The sequence below is a fragment of the Vibrio sp. E14 genome (genome assembly GCF_020515785.1).
Lineage (GTDB): Bacteria > Pseudomonadota > Gammaproteobacteria > Enterobacterales > Vibrionaceae > Vibrio > Vibrio diabolicus.
The window spans coordinates 517420-536088 of record NZ_JAHPJI010000003.1 but is presented as its reverse complement, the minus strand read 5'-3'; the positions used below and the strand labels follow the sequence as shown (position 1 = coordinate 536088).

Below are 18669 nucleotides of genomic sequence, written 5' to 3'. Positions count from 1 at the left end.
CGTGATCTAAATCGCCAAGGGTAAGAGACTCAAATCACAAAACAGATACTTCCTGTGATCGGTTTCAACTTTAGGTGGTGCAATAATGTGATTTCCGACCAACTGCTTTATTCCTCCTCCTTTTTTACTCCTCCCTACCTACTCCCCCTACAATTATTTCTATTAGGAGGATGTCGCACCTCGCACAATCTTACAAACTTCAGTCATCCAAGAGTGGATGGTAAGAACCCTTTCCCAGCAGTGCCTACGTATTAGGAAAAAGATTTGCTGGTTTTGCATTGCCAGACGAGTGGAATGTCATTATTGGTGTTGTTTGTGGTAATTATTTCACGGGGGAGACAACACGAATAATGTGGGGGAGAGAAACTCGTACTTGGCTATGATGGGTAGCACTTCTATTCAGGACATTTTATTGAAGTGCTACCCTACTTTTCTTACCAACCGCAATAACTTACCGATTCCTACTGTTACTGCTCGCTAGATAATTCATATAATGATGAGCGGTGAATAATAAAAAATTAATCGAGGACGAGCTACATGGCGAGTGTCACGTTAAAAAATGTTTGTAAAGCGTATGGCGACGTACTGATTTCTAAGAACGTAGACCTAACAATCAACGAAGGTGAATTTGTTGTTTTCGTAGGTCCATCAGGTTGTGGTAAATCTACCCTTTTACGTTGTATTGCCGGTCTTGAAGACATTACTTCAGGTGATTTGTATATTGGTGACCAGCGCATGAATGACGTCGAACCATCCAAACGTGGTGTTGGTATGGTATTCCAGTCTTACGCTCTTTACCCACACCTTAACTTATATGACAACATGTCATTTGGCTTAAAATTAGCAAAAGCAGACAAAGCAGAAATCGACAAACGTGTTGAACAGGCTGCAGAAATTCTACAACTGGGTCACTTACTTGAACGCCAACCAAAAGCGCTTTCAGGTGGTCAGCGTCAACGTGTGGCTATCGGTCGAACACTGGTATCGCAACCTAATGTATTCCTTCTAGATGAACCACTATCAAACTTGGATGCCGCACTGCGTGTAAACATGCGTGCGCAAATCACTAAGCTACAACGTCAACTTGGTTGTACCATGATCTACGTAACGCACGATCAGGTAGAAGCAATGACAATGGCAGATAAAATCGTTGTACTAGACGGCGGTTATGTATCGCAAGTTGGTAAGCCGCTTGAGCTTTACCATTACCCACAAAACCGCTTTGTAGCAGGCTTTATCGGTTCTCCGAAAATGAACTTCATGAGCGTATTCATTGATGAAGTAGAAGCAGAGCGCGTCAAAGTTCAACTATCTAATGGTGTATCTTTCTGGATTCCAGTGGATGGCACGACTGTTAACCGTGGCGACCGCATGTCTCTAGGCATTCGCCCTGAGCACCTATTAGCCGCTTCTGAAGCTGATGCAAGCATTCACGGTGAAGTGATGATTGTAGAGAAGCTAGGTAACGAAACTCAAGTATACCTAAACCTAGAAGGCGCAGACGCCGACGTTATTTTCCGTCAGCCTGACACGCTCGCAGTCGATACCGGCGATAAAATCGAGATTGGTATTCCAGCACACCGTTGTCACCTGTTCCACAGTGATGGTCGTGCATGTCGCCGCCTATACAAAGAAAACGGCGTGGAAGTCGAATAATTCATTCGTCCTTACTCACAAAAAATCCCTCTCACTTGAGAGGGATTTTTTTATCCTAATAAATATAAGTAATTCGATACTAAATCATTAATCGTTAACCAATAAGATCACCCGTTTCTTCTACCTTCACATAAACCATTGTCTTTGTACTGATACTTCATTTTTAATACTTTTCCTCATCCCTCATGAGTAAGTACCAGCTTTTTCCTAACCCGCCAAACTTAGCCAAAGGTCTAAATTTCATTCTTATTTCCACTTACCTCAACAACGCAAATTTTTACACTTATCAACGAAATTACACGTGACAAAAAACTCAGAAGCATTCAACAGAATGCTCTGTTCACCAACTACTAATAACGCTCACGACACGGCAATTGGGGGAGACACCCAAGGGCGGTAGCGTGTAAGAAAGGAAACTGAGTCATGAAACAAAAAGGACTTATCCGCTCTCACGAGATGGAGTTCGCTTTTTTATATCGCATCTCAGATCTTGCTGTCATCGTCTCTTTTATGCTGCTTTTAGTGTTCAAAGACATGAATACTGCGATGGGGAAAGATTACGTCATACTGGCTTTTGTTGGAGGCATCTCCTTTCTATTTATGGCAGAAAGCGGCAACCTGTACCGCTCTTGGCGAACCAGTTCGTTTAAAGAGCAGATGATTATTGTCTGTGTGGCCTGGGCAGTAACTTCCGCGCTTATCTTTATTGTTCTGTATTTTTCGGAAGTCTATGACTTATTTGATAACACTATTCTGGCATTGTGGTTTGCGATTACGCCCGCTCTACTTTTGGCATGGCGAGTGACATTCCGTACCGGATTAGCCTATTTAAGAAAAAAAGGATTCAACACTCGTACTGCGATCATCATCGGCCAAACTCCTCACGGCATTACCCTTGCTAACGAAATTCAAAACCACACTGAACACGGTGTACTTTTTGATGGCTTTTACGATGAGCGTTCTTCCGACAGATTGCCAAATTCTGCTTACCCTATTAAAGGGGCAGTTGACCACGCTCTTGAGCGAGCCAAAAAAGGGGAAGTGGATTACGTCTATATCGCAATGCCAATGCACGCAAAAGAACGTATTGCATCGCTTCTTAACCAATTCTCAGACACCACCGCAAATACGTATCTGATTCCCGACTTCTTTACCTATAACCTTTTGCATTCTCGTTGGGCGCAAATCGGCCAAGTTCAAACGCTCAGCGTGTTTGATACACCATTTGCTGGAATTTCTTCCTGGGTAAAACGATTTGAAGACATCTTGTTTTCGAGCATTATTTTAGCCTTGATCTCTCCAGTCCTGCTCACCATTGCGATTGGCATTAAGCTGACCTCTAAAGGTCCGGTCATTTTTAAACAGCATCGTTACGGCCTCGATGGACGCAAGATTGAAGTATGGAAATTCCGTTCAATGACCACTATGGATCAAGGCCCTCACGTGAAACAGGCGACAAAGAACGACCCACGCATTACGCCTTTTGGTGGTTTTCTGCGTCGCACCTCTTTGGACGAACTGCCTCAATTTATCAATGTACTGCAAGGGACCATGTCTATTGTTGGTCCACGTCCTCATGCCGTGGCACACAATGAAGAGTATCGCCAGATTGTTGACCGCTACATGCTACGTCACAAAGTAAAACCGGGCATTACTGGCTGGGCGCAAATTAATGGCTATCGCGGCGAAACAGACACCTTAGAAAAAATGGAAAAGAGAGTCGAATTTGATTTGGATTACATCCACCACTGGTCGGTTTGGATGGACATCAAAATCATCTTCATGACCGTTTTCAAAGGGTTCACTGGTGCTAACGCTTACTAAGGTTGAGATTATGAAGAAACTGACAATGGCAATAGCATTGAGTCTGTTTTCAACTGGCTTACTCGCAGAACCGATGGCTTACCAAACCGAGTCTGGCATTGAGTTTATTCCCCTTGTAAGAACTTTCTACGAGGGCGATGACAACATCAACAAAGCGGAGGAATCCGGCAATGTAGAATCGGTCAATATTTGGGGTATAGAGCCAAGCTTATTAGCACGTATAGAAAGGAATCGCTATCGCGCAGATATTTTATACAAGTTGAAAGCAGGTTTTTCATCCGATGACCGCAACGACTTCGACGATCATACCTTTCAGTTTTCCAACTTTTTTGAGTTCAATCATCGTCATCGTTTAGTGGTTGATTATCGTTTTCGCGCCCAGCATGAAATTAGAGGTGAAGACATTACCGAAGGTAATGGTAGCGCAATAGACTCACCAATTGAGTTCAACCGTAACGATATCAAAACCAATTATGTCTTTGGCTCTAACGGTGCAAAAGGCAGACTCGAATTCGGTTTAGGCTACAGTGATAAAACCTATCAAAATTACCGTGACGGATTACCTGGGCGCACAAACGCTAAAACAAAATACAACGATTTTCGAGCCCCTAATGCACACTTAGAATTCTATTTAAGGGCGACGCCAAGAACCTATTGGTTGGTTGGGACAAAACAACTAGTAACCGACTATCAACACCGAAATTCTGCGCAGCCTTCCAAAGATAACAACACCAGTTTCTATTACACAGGTGCCGAATGGGAAGTAACGGGAAAAACCAAAGGCATCGCTCGACTCGGTTATCAAATCAAAGATTTTGACAGCGCTCAACGAGAGACATTTAAAGGCTTCAGTTGGGATATCGGCTTTGAATGGCTGCCTCAAGAACAAACTCTAGTCAGCGTGAAAACCACTCAAGCGGCAGTTAACCCAGATCAAGATGGCGATTACAACCTACAAACTCGTTACCGACTGAACCTCAAGCACGATTGGAATAGTTACCTTGCAACTCGCTTAGGTGCTATTTATCAACAAGATGACTATACGGGGATCACCAGAAACGACGATCGCTACACTCTCTCTTTTGGTATCGATTATCAAATTAAACGCTGGATACAGCTGCAAGCCGACTGGCAATACCAAGATAAAAACTCTAGCCGATCGGGTTATAGCTTTGAACAAAACATTTGGACTTTAAGCGCACAGTTTTCTCTGTAAAAAGGATTATTAATGAAGGCATTCATCACATTCATGAGTGTAGCGTTGTTGCTATTTAGCACTTTGGTCAACGCTGACTCAAACGAGGAAGATTACTTACTCGATACTGGCGATACCATTTCCGTGCAGGTCTATGGTGAAGAAGATCTTACGATTAAAAATATTCTAATAACGTCAGATGGCTATTTTGATTACCCCTACCTTGGCCGAATCAAAGCAATCAAAAAAACACCGAAACAACTCAAGTACGAAATAGAAACGGGCTTAAAAGGCGATTATCTCATCAACCCAAAAGTGATGGTCACTATCAATAACTTTCGTCTGTTTTACGTTAATGGCGAAGTCAGGAAACCAGGTGGATTTGAGTACCGTCCAGGGTTAACCATAGAGAAGGCCATCGCTTTAGCGGGTGGCTTGACCGACCGAGCCTCACGCAAAGGCATTAACCTCACCAAACATAAAACGGGTCAAACGATAGAGGGTGTCAGTATGCACCGCAACGTTGAACCTGGTGACATTGTATTTATTGACCAGAGCTTCTTTTAAGTGACAGGGAATCAAATGAACGGGACTCATCCAAATAATCTCCAGATGAACAAAGTAGAACTGATTCGTTTTGGTCATCACTTTAAAGCGATTAAAAAGAATTGGCTAAGCATCGCAGCTTTCACGCTTCTGTTTTCATTAACTTGTACTTGGTATATCTACTCCAAAGCATCGATATACCAAGCTACAGCAACGCTACTCATCCAAGAAGAGCAAAAAAGTGCCCTTTCAATCGAGGAAGTATATGGTGTCGACACAACAAAAAAAGAGTACTTTCAAACGCAAATCGCTATTTTAAAATCGAATCATATTGCAGATAAGGTCATTAGAGAGCTGAACCTAACTCAACAACCGGAGTTCACACGCTCAGGTGGATTAAATCAAAAGATCGACCAAATAAAGTCGATCCCTTTTGTCCAAGACCTACTGAATGTGGCTCCAAGCCCAAAAGAAACCGCCCAGTTTTCAGAGTCCTATTATCAAGCGCTTCAAGCTTTCAGAAGTAAACTCGATATTGAGCCGGTACGTAACACCCAATTAGTCAGAATTCGCTTTCGTTCTACCGATCCTAAGCTTGCTACAACAATCGCCAACGCGGTCGGCCAAGCCTACATTGACGCAAATTTTGAAGCCAAATTGGTCGTTACACAAAATGCGGCCACTTGGTTGACAAATAACTCACAAAAATTGGAGGAGCGATTACGTAACTCTGAGCAAGCGCTGCAAGAATTCTTGTTAAAAGAAGGATTGATCGATATAAACGGTATTGATGAAATTTACGCAAATGAGCTAGAAGAACTCACTCGCAAGCTAAATGTCGCTGTCAATAAGCGCATTGAAGCGCAGACGTTAATCCAACTGTTAAGACGTAAATCTTCACAAAGTTTAGACAGCTTGCTGTCAATTGATGAATTCGCTAATCAAGCGCAGATCCGCGACCTAAAATTATCAGAAGCCCAAGCAGCCAAAAATCTCTCTGAGCTGGCACAGCGCTACGGCCCCAAGCATGACCGAATGATTCAGGCGAAAGCGCAGCTTTCTGAAATTCAAGCAAGAACCCAGCAACTCATTCGTGACATTTCCTTCAGTAAGCAACAAGACCTTCTTGCTGCAAAGGCTCAAGAGGACATGCTTCGAGCAGAACTCGATCACAAAAAGTCGGACTTCCAATCGTTAGGGTCACAAAAAGCGCGTTACGAACAGTTAAAACGCGAGGTTGAATCCAATAAGGCACTCTATGAAGCGTTCTTAAATCGTGAGAAAGAGACCAACGCCACCAGCGACTACAAAAATGTCACTGCACGTTTTACTGACAAAGCCATCATCCCTCTATTTCCGGTAGCACCGCAACGAATCAAACTGGTACTGATTGCCACATTTTTTGGCTTTGCCATTGCTTGTGCGCTGGTCATCATCTTAGAAACTCTGCGAGAAGTTATCCGAAGCACAGCCGATGTGCAGGAAAAACTTGGTGTTACGTGTTTAGGCGTGATTCCGATGGTCAAAAAACGCAATTTGCGTAAAAACGGCGTCAGTTATACCGCGTATTTAGATGATGAAGAAAAGCTATTTAGTGAAGCTTGTCGCTCCGTCAGAACCTCGCTTCTGCTCAGACTAACCAACACTAAGCAAAAGATATTGCCCTTTACTTCTGCCATTCCAGAAGAAGGAAAAACATCGACCAGTATCAATATGGCGGTGTCGTTTTCAAAAATGGAAAAGGTATTGATCATCGACTGCGATTTACGCCGACCTTCCATCGCAAAACGGTTTGGTATTGCTGAATCAAGCCCAGGCTTAACGCATATCCTGACTATGGATACGCCAATCAAAGATTGTGTTACGCATATAAAAGAAGCCAACTTAGATGTATTACCGGCAGGCCTAATTCCGCCAAACCCACAGGAACTGCTAGCTTCTGATCGCTTTAAAAAGTTGCTCGAACATTTTCAAAATAAGTATGACCGGATCATTATCGATACACCGCCCCTACTGTCAGTGAGTGATGCACTTATTCTTGGTCAGTATGCCAATGGTCTGATTACCGTCATTCGCTCTGAGTCGACAAAATCATCACTGGTTAACCTTGCGTTATCTAAACAAATACAACACTCAGTTCCATCTCTTGGCGTCTTAATCACACAAGCCAAGACTAAGGAAGGAGAAACGCTTTATGTCCAGAAATACGCCTACTAACTCAAACGCATCTTGGTACCAAACGTTGAAAAGCCAAGAACAACCGGTATTGATCTATCAAATGGGCAAAGTAGGTTCGAGTGCATTAGAACATTCCATTCCTAACTCGATTCACTTGCACGATCTTATGACTGTCGATGCGCAAAAACAGATATCCCCTGTAAGGGCGCAATTGCATAAACCTCAGATCAATGCGTTAAAGCGACGACTCAAGCGCATAGCGATGAGCCGTATGTTAAAGCGCAAGAAAAAAGTTCGAATTATCTCGCTGGTGCGTGAACCGATCGGACGAAATGTTTCAATGTTCTTTCAAGCACTTCCGTTTTGGATGGCGGACAAATATCTAAAAGATGACAGCGCAATACGTACCGAACGACCGCAATTACTCCAAGAGGCATTTGATAAGCACATGAATCATCAATATGCGCTGCAGTGGTTTGACAACGAGATCAAACAACTAACAGGGATTGATGTGTTTAACGAACCTTTTAATCACGAAGTAGGCTATCAGACATACCATAACAATAACTTTTCACTGTTGGTCATTCGAAGTGACAAGCTAAAGCAGGCTAACTCCGCAGTTGAAGGCTTTTTAGGTTACCCCGTGGATGTTGTTTATGAAAATCAGTCAGACAACAAATGGTACTCGCCACTAATGAAAGAATTCAAAACGCAATTTCAACCTACACCCGAGTACGTTGAAGAAATGTTCTCATCAAAATTAGCACAACATTTCTTTTCAAACTCTGAAATCCTATCACTCAAGGACAAATATTTAAATGAAAATACTACATATAATTAATGATTTATCGAGTAATGGTGGAGCGCAGCGCTTTCTTGTAGATCTAGTAGTCCAACATATGCCTCAATATAAAATACGAGTTCTCATTCTTAATCCAGACAATGATTTCGAGGACAAACTGAAAGAAAGTGAAGTGAAGTGCTATGTTTGGAAGTCATTGTCTCTAATTGAAAAATGGAAAATACTTCAATGGCCCGATTTAGTACATAGTCATTTATTTCCTTCTATATACCTCGCTCTATTTTCCTTTGGAAAAAGGAGAATACAAACAGAACATAATACAACTAACCGACGCAGGGACTATCCGTTATTGAAGTTTATGGAGCACCTTCTTTATATGAATAATGACAAAACTATTTGCATTACTCACAAGGTTCAAGAAGCATTAGTTAAATTCATACCTACATACAAAGACCGCTATGAAGTAATATTCAATGGTGTAGATCTTCATAGATTCTCTAGACAACCCAAATTATATAAGGAACTAGAAAAAAAAAGAGTTATAAATATAGGAATGGTTGGTAGGCTTCATCACTATAAGGACCACGAAACATTAATATGTGCAATAGCTAAATTACCAGAAAACTACCACCTTCACCTGGCTGGAGACGGAGAAAAAAAACAAGTTCTTAGAAAAAAAGCAAAAGATTTAAACTGCGATCATCGTATCCATTGGTATGGTATCACCTCAGATATTCCTCGCTTCCTGTCTAGTCTAGATCTTTATGTACAATCTTCAAAAGTAGAAGGTTTTGGTCTTGCGGCTGTAGAGGCCATGGCTGAAGGGTTACCAGTTCTAGGCTCGGATGTCCCCGGACTAAATGAAGTAATCGGAGATAAAACTTATTTATTTAAACAAGGTCAAGTCGATGATTTAATTAAAAAAATACTTCACATAGTGGGTAATAAAAATTCCTATGAAGCTGCTTCCTGTTTTTTTGTCGAACGTTGTAGCCAGTTTACTTTGAATAATTTTAGGAATAGCTATTACAAAATTTATGATGAACTCTGTACCGATAAATAACCACACTCCGATAATAGCTGCGTGCTTACTAACATTGTTCTTTATTCCTATGAAGTTTCGTGCTGGAGGAATAGCACTAGCCCCATCTGACATCGCAAGTCTTTTGTCCATTGGTTTTACAGCGTTAGTGGTATTGGAAGGAAAAGCTGAAAAACTCATGCATCCCTGTATGGGGTTCCTCGTATTGTTCACTGGGTATGTGTTCTTAAATGGCCTGCTAAATCGCGTCCCCTTAATGCCGCTAGTTATAGAAACCGTGCAATGGCTGGCGATTCTCTGCTTGCTTAGCCTAATGTACGCCTATGGCGTGTTTGATGATGAAAGGGTTATGGTTTATTTCACTTACCTGCTGTTTTTGATCTGCACGCTCGTTGCCTTATGGCACTTTGCTCAGGGATATCAAAGCGGGTTTAAGTTACTCGGAGTGAGTAAATACGGGTTCGGTGTACTTTGCTCACTACTATACCTTTATCGGGATAAAATTCGCGCTTTCCACCTTTTGATGCTCGTCGCTTTGATATTACTGGTGTTGTCGCAAGAAAGAAAAGCACTACTTGGTTTTTGTCTGCTTTTCTTCTTTGACCAGCTGCTCGTAAAAAACCTGATGAGAAAATCGCTTAATGAAACGTACACGTGGACGATTTTATTAGCCTTAAGCTTCATTGTGTTTACTGCAATCACAACCACACTCTACGTTGGATTTGAAACGCTAGCGGACACATTGGAAATAACCCAAGAAGACGTCTTATTTGCCAACCAAAGTGAAGCACGCTGGGTATCGAATCTTCATAGAAAGCTATTACTTGCCAATGGGCTAGATATTTTACTTCAACACCCGGTGTTAGGTGTCGGCGCGAAAATGTTACCCAACTTTATGATCAGTTACTTTAACTATGATGAGCTGGCGATCTACACCCACAACTTTGTGTTAGATACCGCAATTGAATACGGGTTGCTCGGTATCGCCCTATTGTTTGGTGGTTATTTTCTGTTTATTCGCTTTTGCTTCCGTAGTCTCAATGACAACAGAAAAAGCCTCTTACTCGCGATATACGCCCTCATCATGGTGTTCTTCGTTGCGGTAAATACCACCATCATTTTAATACTCTTATTACCCGTCATGATAAGCATGAGCCGCGAGTCAACGGTCAACACCATTGCTCATACTTTTCCGGTAAACCATCACCACGAATTTGAATAATCAAGGATAGGATAGATGAAGTATTCAATCTCTCGACAATTTGAAAAGAACCGAGAACTCCAAGCTGACAATTTTGTTTTAGTTTACCAAATGGGCAAAGTTGGCTCATCGTCAATTGAGCACACGCTGGGAGAAAGAAATATCCCAAGCTATCACATCCACACCTTTGATGATCACGAAGAATTTCACATGTATCACAATAAAAAAGACGTGAGTAAATTTTTCGATTTCAAAAACCGTGCGCTCTACCGCTTAGTGCTCAAGCAACGAAAACGTATCTTACAAAAACGCGAACAGATCAAAATCGTCACACTGGTCCGCGATCCAATCGCAACAGTCTTTTCTCGTTTCTTTCAAGACCTCCATTTGCAATTTATCGAAGGCAAAAAGAATGATGCAATTCACCGAGATATGGCAGTCACGTATCAGCACCTCGAACATTGTTTCGATAACTATATCAATCTCAACTATTTTGCGGACTGGTTCGACAACGAGTTAAAACGTAACTTCAATATCGATGTGATGCGTCAAGAATTGGACAACACTCAACCTTTCTTCACATTCAAGAACGAGCAAGCCAACGTCATGTTAATCAAATGCGAAAAGCTCAGCTCTCTCGATAAAGAAATTGGCGAGTTTCTCGGGCTGCAAGACTTCGTGCTGAAAAACAGCAATGAAGCGAAAAACAAGTGGTACTCCAATATCCACCAGCACTTTAAGCATCACTACGACTTTTCAAAGCTGTTCTATATGTACGATCTTCCCTTATATCGCCACGTTTATTCAGAACAAGAACGTGATGCTTTCAAGCATAAATGGATGCAGACACCAGGAACAAAATCATCATGAAAAAAGTGCTCCATATTACAGAAGCCTTCGGAGGTGGCGTTCAAACAGCCCTCTATAGTTATGCTCACTCCTCTCGAGATGAGCCCTATCAACATTTCTTGCTAGCCAGAGCTCGAGAAAACGACTTAACCAATGAGAACAACCATCATATTTTCACACAGACCAAATGGGTGGAAGGCGGCTTACTTCAATTTGTTCGCGATGCAAACCACATGATTGCATCACTTGCGCCTGACGTTGTGCATTTGCACTCGAGTAAAGCGGGATTTCTCGGGCGATTTCTAAAACTTGGCAAGGCGCGCTTGGTTTACACTCCGCACTGTTATGCTTTCGAACGTGAAGATATCTCCGAATTCGCGCGCCAGCTCTATAAAGCGCTAGAGAAAGTAAAACTAAGCAAAATTGATGTGGTGGCAGGCTGTAGCCAACGAGAATGTGACCTGGCGATTAGCATTGGCGCGAAACGTGCTGAACTGCTCAACAACTACGTATCTTATCAAAGTGAAGAGCGTTTATTGCGAAACAGACAAGAAGCGCTGCGACTTGCTGTGCTTGGTCGTGTCGCGCCCCAAAAGGATCCGCAATTTCTCATCGACACATTGCAACACCTTAATCGACATGCGCTTAACCGCCCATTAGATATCACTTGGATAGGTGGCGGTGACCACACACTTGAACAAAAATTGCGTACAGAAAATGTGGATGTGACTGGCATGTTGCCTCGTGATGAGGTGGTTAAAAAGCTCAAGGGTTCAGACCTTTACTTACATACTGCAGCATGGGAAGGGATGCCGTTAACTATTCTAGAAGCAGCCAAATTACATCTTCCTATGGTGATTCGAACTATCGGCGCGACCAAAGATCTCAACTACCCATTTTTAGCGCTAACACCTGAAGAAATGGCCAAGCAGATCGCGCACTGTGTCAATCATTATGATGAAATCGATTTTTGCCAATATACAACAGAGTTAAACGACGACTTCAGTGAAGAAAAACAGCGCCTCGCACTCAATAATATTTACGGTTAAATACCTCTATGTTTCACACTATTCAACAAAAATTACTGTTGATGCCCAGCGGTAAAAAAAGCTTGCTATCTACTGGATTGAAAACCGCAATCACGCGTGTGTTGAGTGCGCTATTTGCTTTTTTACTGACACTGATTGTATCGAAGGCCAGTGACGCTTCGACTTCCGGTCAATTTTTCTTTTTATTCAACCTAGTCTCACTACTCGCGATCGTTTCTCAGCTAGGTTTTGATGTCTCATTAGTTCGCTACAATGCGATCGCCTTTAACAACAAAGAGACACTCCAACAAAGCCACAACTATAAAACTGCACTTTATCGAAGTATGGCGTTTTGCTTGCTAGCCATTGCCGTTTTGTTGGTAGGATTTAATCTGTTTCCTGAACAGCTAAACCAGACCCAATCGCCAATGCATGCGATTACTTTAGGCTTGTTCTGCATACCGTTTTTGGTGCTTGCACAGACCAACAGTCGTGTGCTTCAAGCGTGTAGAAAGGTCGTGTCATCACTGTTCGCTTTACAGCTTGGCGTGAGTATGTTGATGGTCTTTTTTGTCTTTGGCTTGGACTATATCGGTCAGCAAAATATAAACAATCTGATGACCGCACTGCTTCTGGCGAGTATGAGCGTCGCGGTAATATCCAGTGTTAATTGGCTAGGTTCAGGTCAGTATCAGACATCGGCTTTCGTACCAAACAAAAAAATGGTCGCTTCTGCCAAGCAAGTCTGGATTGGCAGTATCTTCACGAACGTTCTTCAATGGGGAAGCCTTGTCATTGCGGGCTTTTTTATCTCAACAGCGGAACTCGGTTTATTAGCTGCAGCTCAACGCACATCACTACTGATTGGCTTTGTGCTGATTACCATTAACTTTGTGGTCGCCCCTATGTTTGCCTCTCTCTACAAAGAACGCCAAATGATCAAACTGCAAAGCCTGAGCCGTTTAGCTTGCCGAGCCAACGTTGGTTTGGCCATTGTGCCCGTGATTATTTGCACTCTATTCCCAGAGTTTGTGATGCGGTTTTTTGGTGAAGAGTTTCTTGCTGCTGCGCCACTGTTAGTCGTCCTGTCTTTAGGGCAGTTAGTCAATGTTGCGACTGGCTCTGTAGGGTTTTTATTACTCATGAGCGGTCACGAAAGAACCATGAAATACATTACAATTTCCTCCGGCACAATCTCTATCTGCTTGCTCATTGCGCTTTGCCAAGCGTTCGGTGTTATTGGTGCAGCATGGGCGATGGCAATTGGCATGGCAATTCAGAATCTAGCAGCGTTGTACTTTGTAAAACGTTACTTAGGATTCTTTCCAATAGGTTAATTATGGTTTCAATACTGACACGGATAAGTTTTGTTTTCGTTCTGACGCTTACGGCTTCACTCTCTTTGTGGAAAAGCTCTGACTTACACCATGCCACTTACCTGCAAATGGAAACCTACTTAGGTGGATCGAGTACGCTTCACTTTACTTTCAGTTTATTGATCGGCTTTTTATCGGTCTTCACCTTCCCCTCTTTAGTAAGTTCAAGTAAAGCCGACGTCTTTGGCATCCGCCTTTTGCTACTGCTGTTGGCTATCGTTTCAATGGAAGAAATAAGCCAACTTTTTATTCCAAGTCGCTCATTTAGTTTTGATGATCTCAGTACCAACTGGATAGGCATTATCTCGGGTTACTTTAGTGCCAAGTTGATTCGCGTCCTGCGCACTCGCTCGTTCTCTTGAAATAAGCACCTCAAGGTTATTTGGGTATATAATTACGCCAAACAATCAGACTAACGAGTACATCATGTCATCCCACCCAACCAAGATTACCTTTTTTGAATTCTTAACCCCGTTGATCACATCAGGCAAAAAAACGATTACGATTCGAGATGAATCAGAAAGTCACTACGTTCCAAATACAGAGGTCGAAGTTTTTACCCTAGAGACGGATCGTAAAGTCTGCAACATCAAAATACGCTCTGTAGAACCACTCAACTTTGAAGATATCAATGAGTTTCATGCTGAACAAGAAGCCATCGAACTACCAAAACTCAAGCAGTTAATTCGAGAAATCTACCCAAACACCGATACGCTATTTGTGATTGAGTACGAGCTAATCAAATAACCTACAACAAACACTAGACGACTGGTCTAATTCATTCTATAGTACGCCTCATGAACGCAAAGACGAACGACACACGCCAACATATTCTCGACGTCGGATACGAGTTAATCGTAAACCGAGGGTTTACGAGTGTTGGCCTTTCAGAGCTTTTAAAAAAGGCCGCGGTGCCGAAAGGCTCGTTTTATCATTACTTCAAATCCAAAGAACAATTTGGTGAAGCGATGATTCAAGACTACTTTACTAAGTATTTTGAGCGTTTAAACGCACGCTTTACCAATACCGATCTGAATGGCTACCAACGCCTAATGAGCTACTTTGAAGAAATGGTCAAAGTAGAAGACGACGTATGTAATGCGAACAAATGTTTGTTGGTCAAGTTAAGTGCGGAAGTCTCCGATCTCTCAGAGCCCATGCGTCTAGCGTTACGCCAAGGTGCAGACAAAACCATTCAAGCAATGGCGGATTGCATTGACGTAGGCATTCAAGATGGCTCTATCCCAAATGGTGACAGTGCTTTATTGGCAAGGCAGATATACTACCTTTGGAACGGCGCAAGCTTGCTGAACAAACTGTATCAAGATCAGGCAGCATTAACGCAAAGTCTGACCTATACTCAACATCTACTGCAAAACACGCGAACTTGCCCATAGTAGGTAGCGTAAAAGTAAGATGAACACCCTACATGTGTTTCACAGTTGGTAATAACTCCTGTGATAGCACAATACACTTTCCCGCTCTATGAGCGGGATATTTTGAAATCAAAACTAGACGACCGGTCTAATCAATAAGTGAGATAAATATGACTAACGCAACAAATCGCAGAATCGTACTCGCGTCACGTCCCCATGGTGCACCAACAAAAGAAAACTTTCGTCTAGAAGAAGTGGCGAAACCGACTCCTCAAGATGGTGAGATGCTACTGAGAACCGTTTATTTATCTCTCGACCCATACATGCGCGGTCGCATGAGCGATGCCGAGTCATACGCCGATCCTGTTGCGGTTGATGACGTAATGATCGCTGGCACAGTTTGTCAGGTAGAAGCATCAAACCACCCAGATTATGAAGCGGGTGAATGGGTTCTTGCATACACTGTTGGCTGGCAAGACTACGCGCTCTCAACTGGTGAGATGGTAATTAAACTAGGCAAAGAACCACAAAACCCATCATACGCTCTAGGTGTTGCTGGCATGCCAGGTTTTACCGCGTACATGGGCTTGCTCGATATCGGTCAGCCAAAACCAGGTGAAACCATTGTGGTAGCAGCCGCGACAGGCCCTGTGGGCGCGACCGTTGGTCAAATTGGCAAAATCAAAGGTTGTCGAGTTGTTGGTATTGCAGGCGGAGAAGAAAAGTGCCGTTACGCCAAAGAAGTCCTTGGCTTCGATGAATGTATTGATCACAAAGCTGACGACTTTGCAGAGCAGTTGAAAAACGCCTGTGACCAAGGTATCGATGTTTACTTCGAAAACGTAGGTGGCAAAGTATTCGAAGCTGTAATGCCACTTCTGAATACCAGCGCACGTATCCCACTTTGTGGTTTGATTTCTCAATACAACGCAACAGAACTGCCTGAAGGTACCGACCATCTTCCATTATTAATGGGTAAGCTGCTTACTAAACGAATCAAGGTGCAAGGCTTCATCATTTTTGATGATTACGGACATCGTTACGGTGAATTTGCGCAAGATATTAATCAATGGTTGGCTGAAGGAAAGATCCAATACCGTGAACATCTAGTACAAGGACTGGAGAATGCACCAGAAGCATTTATCGGTCTGTTGGAAGGTAAGAACTTCGGCAAGCTTGTAGTACAGATTAACGACCCATTATAAGGAAGGGATAAATAAATGATTAAACTTCACCATCTCAATCAGTCTCGCTCAAAGCGCATCATTTGGTTACTTGAAGAGCTAAATGTGGATTACGAAATCGTGCCTTATGTTCGTGACAAAGTGACTTTCATGGCACCGCCTGAGCTAAAGAGCGTTCATCCGCTTGGTAAATCGCCCCTGCTTGAAGATGATGGCGAGTTCATCATTGAATCTGGCGCGATGACCGAATATTTGATTGAGAAGTACAGTGATGGTGCGTTTGCTCCTGAGCGTGGGACGAAGGCGCACACTGAGTACCTGCAATGGATGCACTTTGCTGAAAGTTCAGCAATCTTACCAATGTTGTTAAAAATCTTTATTAGCAAAGAGCCAAACGAAACTCAATTTCTATCAGGCTATGCTGACAAAGAAGCGATGAACGTTCTGGGTTATTTCGAGCAATCGCTAGAAGGCAAAACTTACCTAGTAGAAGAACGTTTAACTGGCGCAGACATCATGATGTCATTTATTGTCGAGCTCGTGCATAAGTTCGGTTTGGCTGGTCACTTCCCGAATATTGAGCGTTATGGAAAACAACTCGCAACGCATCCAGCGTTTGAAAAAGCTGAGCAAATTGAAGTGAAGTACTCCTAATCATTCCGCCCCTTTGATGTTCAATAAAGCGATATCAAAGGGGCGATTTCCGACGTTAGCCTTGTCAACAAAGCGCAATTCATGCAAATGCCAGCGTGCTCTTTTTACCCTTTTCGCCAATACGTTAATAAACCAATCATAAAAATCAGCTAAGAATTTGATTCTAAGTTACTTTTCATCATCGTTACCACCTATTGAATTGATAAGCAGTATCAGTTTTTGCTTCCAGCTTTTCCGTAATAATCTTCTCTTCAGTTGCTAAGGTATTGATCCCTGGAGGGGAAGAAAAATGACAAATAAGAAATTAACCACCGCCGCAGGCTGTCCTGTCGCCCATAATCAAAATGTGATGACTGCAGGTCCTCGTGGTCCCCAACTACTGCAAGACGTTTGGTTCCTTGAAAAACTGGCACACTTTGATCGTGAAGTGATTCCTGAGCGTCGTATGCACGCCAAAGGCTCAGGCGCTTACGGCACCTTTACTGTGACTCATGACATCACAAAATACACTCGCGCGAAGATCTTCTCGGAGATTGGTAAAAAGACCGAACTATTTGCTCGCTTTACCACTGTTGCGGGGGAGCGCGGTGCCGCAGATGCAGAGCGCGACATCCGTGGTTTTGCGCTAAAGTTTTACACCGAAGAAGGCAACTGGGACTTGGTTGGTAACAACACGCCAGTGTTCTTCCTCCGTGATCCACTAAAATTTCCAGATCTAAACCACGCGGTGAAACGCGATCCACGCACCAACATGCGCAGCTCGACAAACAACTGGGATTTTTGGACATCACTACCAGAAGCATTCCACCAAGTTACGATCGTTATGAGTGATCGCGGTATTCCTGCGTCTTACCGTCATATGCACGGCTTCGGTAGCCACACATTCAGCTTTATCAACTCAGAAAACGAGCGTTACTGGGTGAAATTCCACTTTAAAACTCAGCAAGGCATCAAAAACCTGACTGACCAAGAAGCAGAAGCGATCGTAGGTAAAGACCGCGAAAGCCATCACCGTGACCTTTACGAAGCGATTGAGCATCAAGACTTTCCTAAATGGAAGATGTACGTCCAGATCATGCCTGAGCTAGAAGCGGATGAAGTGAACTTTAACCCGTTCGATCTAACAAAAGTATGGTCACAAAAAGATTATCCATTGATCCCAGTAGGCGAGTTTGAACTGAACCGTAACCCAGAAAACTTCTATGCGGAAGTTGAGCAGTCCGCGTTTAACCCGGCAGCTATCGTTCCTGGAATTGGCTTCTCGCCAGACAAAATGCTGCAAGGCCGTCTGTTTGCATACGGAGACGCGCAGCGTTACCGCCTAGGTGTAAACCATCACCAAATTCCAGTTAACGCGCCTCGTTGTCCGGTACACAGCTACCACCGCGATGGCGCAATGCGCGTTGATGGCAACTTTGGTTCAACACTAGGTTACGAGCCAAACTACAAACAAGAATGGGCAGAGCAACCAGATTACTCTGAGCCACCTCTACGCATCAACGGCAATGCTGATCATTACGATCACCGTGTAGACGAAGACTACTTCAGCCAAGCGGGAGACCTATTCCGTCTGATGAGCGAAGAACAGCGTCAAACTCTATTCGACAACACCGCTCGTGCAATGGATGGTGTGCCAGACTTCATCAAAGAACGTCACGTTAACCACGCCTACCAAGCGGACGAAGCTTACGGCAAAGGCCTTGAGATTGCGCTAGGCTTAAACAAGTAAACGGACACTGCACCAGCAAATGCTGTGAT

17 protein-coding genes are annotated in these 18669 nt (G+C 43.1%); all 17 read left to right on the top strand.

What is annotated here, in order from left to right; translation table 11 throughout:
- Window positions 1–537: 537 nt before the first annotated feature.
- The 17 genes from malK (at window position 538) to LIX84_RS11760 (ending at window position 18640) form a co-directional block, all read left to right on the top strand.
- Window positions 538–1656 (top strand): maltose/maltodextrin ABC transporter ATP-binding protein MalK, encoded by a 1119-nt coding sequence (malK, locus tag LIX84_RS11840; protein ID WP_114322833.1) that lies wholly within the window; start codon window positions 538–540, stop codon window positions 1654–1656.
- A 423-nt stretch (window positions 1657–2079) separates the two neighbouring features.
- A complete protein-coding gene (locus LIX84_RS11835; RefSeq protein ID WP_005392488.1) occupies window positions 2080–3480 on the top strand; it encodes an undecaprenyl-phosphate glucose phosphotransferase in 1401 nt (466 codons plus the stop codon).
- Between the two features lie 10 nt (window positions 3481–3490).
- Window positions 3491–4696, top strand: a complete 1206-nt coding sequence (locus tag LIX84_RS11830; RefSeq protein WP_226421381.1) for an outer membrane beta-barrel protein — start codon at window positions 3491–3493, stop codon at window positions 4694–4696.
- A gap of 12 nt (window positions 4697–4708) precedes the next feature.
- Window positions 4709–5242: a polysaccharide biosynthesis/export family protein gene (locus LIX84_RS11825; RefSeq protein ID WP_005392485.1), complete on the top strand. Its 534-nt coding sequence runs from the start codon at window positions 4709–4711 to the stop codon at window positions 5240–5242.
- 15 nt (window positions 5243–5257) lie between these two features.
- A complete protein-coding gene (locus LIX84_RS11820; RefSeq protein WP_226421380.1) occupies window positions 5258–7438 on the top strand; it encodes a GumC family protein in 2181 nt (726 codons plus the stop codon).
- Window positions 7416–8240 (top strand): putative capsular polysaccharide synthesis family protein, encoded by an 825-nt coding sequence (locus LIX84_RS11815; RefSeq protein WP_161445405.1) that lies wholly within the window; start codon window positions 7416–7418, stop codon window positions 8238–8240. The genes LIX84_RS11820 and LIX84_RS11815 overlap by 23 nt, the downstream gene beginning before the upstream one ends.
- Window positions 8218–9264 (top strand): glycosyltransferase, encoded by a 1047-nt coding sequence (locus LIX84_RS11810; RefSeq protein ID WP_226421379.1) that lies wholly within the window; start codon window positions 8218–8220, stop codon window positions 9262–9264. The genes LIX84_RS11815 and LIX84_RS11810 overlap by 23 nt, the downstream gene beginning before the upstream one ends.
- Window positions 9242–10465, top strand: coding sequence for an O-antigen ligase family protein (locus tag LIX84_RS11805; RefSeq protein WP_226421414.1), 1224 nt, complete (start codon window positions 9242–9244; stop codon window positions 10463–10465). The genes LIX84_RS11810 and LIX84_RS11805 overlap by 23 nt, the downstream gene beginning before the upstream one ends.
- 15 nt (window positions 10466–10480) lie before the next feature.
- Window positions 10481–11314, top strand: coding sequence for a putative capsular polysaccharide synthesis family protein (locus LIX84_RS11800; protein ID WP_104972863.1), 834 nt, complete (start codon window positions 10481–10483; stop codon window positions 11312–11314).
- Window positions 11311–12342, top strand: a complete 1032-nt coding sequence (locus tag LIX84_RS11795; RefSeq protein ID WP_226421378.1) for a glycosyltransferase family 4 protein — start codon at window positions 11311–11313, stop codon at window positions 12340–12342. Before LIX84_RS11800 ends, LIX84_RS11795 begins: the two co-directional genes overlap by 4 nt.
- A gap of 8 nt (window positions 12343–12350) precedes the next feature.
- Entirely contained in the window at window positions 12351–13658 is a 1308-nt protein-coding gene (locus tag LIX84_RS11790; protein ID WP_226421377.1) for an oligosaccharide flippase family protein, read from the top strand.
- 2 nt (window positions 13659–13660) lie between these two features.
- Window positions 13661–14059, top strand: coding sequence for a VanZ family protein (locus LIX84_RS11785; RefSeq protein WP_005392476.1), 399 nt, complete (start codon window positions 13661–13663; stop codon window positions 14057–14059).
- Window positions 14060–14123: 64 nt separating this feature from the next.
- Window positions 14124–14444 carry a N(4)-acetylcytidine aminohydrolase gene (gene yqfB / locus LIX84_RS11780; RefSeq protein WP_005392475.1) on the top strand — a complete coding sequence of 107 codons (321 nt, stop codon included), beginning with the start codon at window positions 14124–14126 and terminating at the stop codon, window positions 14442–14444.
- A 50-nt stretch (window positions 14445–14494) separates the two neighbouring features.
- Window positions 14495–15094, top strand: coding sequence for a TetR/AcrR family transcriptional regulator (locus LIX84_RS11775; RefSeq protein ID WP_046873784.1), 600 nt, complete (start codon window positions 14495–14497; stop codon window positions 15092–15094).
- Between the two features lie 149 nt (window positions 15095–15243).
- Window positions 15244–16278 carry an NADP-dependent oxidoreductase gene (locus tag LIX84_RS11770; RefSeq protein ID WP_065645713.1) on the top strand — a complete coding sequence of 345 codons (1035 nt, stop codon included), beginning with the start codon at window positions 15244–15246 and terminating at the stop codon, window positions 16276–16278.
- Between the two features lie 15 nt (window positions 16279–16293).
- Window positions 16294–16911 (top strand): glutathione S-transferase family protein, encoded by a 618-nt coding sequence (locus LIX84_RS11765; RefSeq protein ID WP_047008454.1) that lies wholly within the window; start codon window positions 16294–16296, stop codon window positions 16909–16911.
- 289 nt (window positions 16912–17200) lie between these two features.
- Entirely contained in the window at window positions 17201–18640 is a 1440-nt protein-coding gene (locus tag LIX84_RS11760) for a catalase (protein WP_226421376.1), read from the top strand.
- Window positions 18641–18669: the final 29 nt, after the last annotated feature.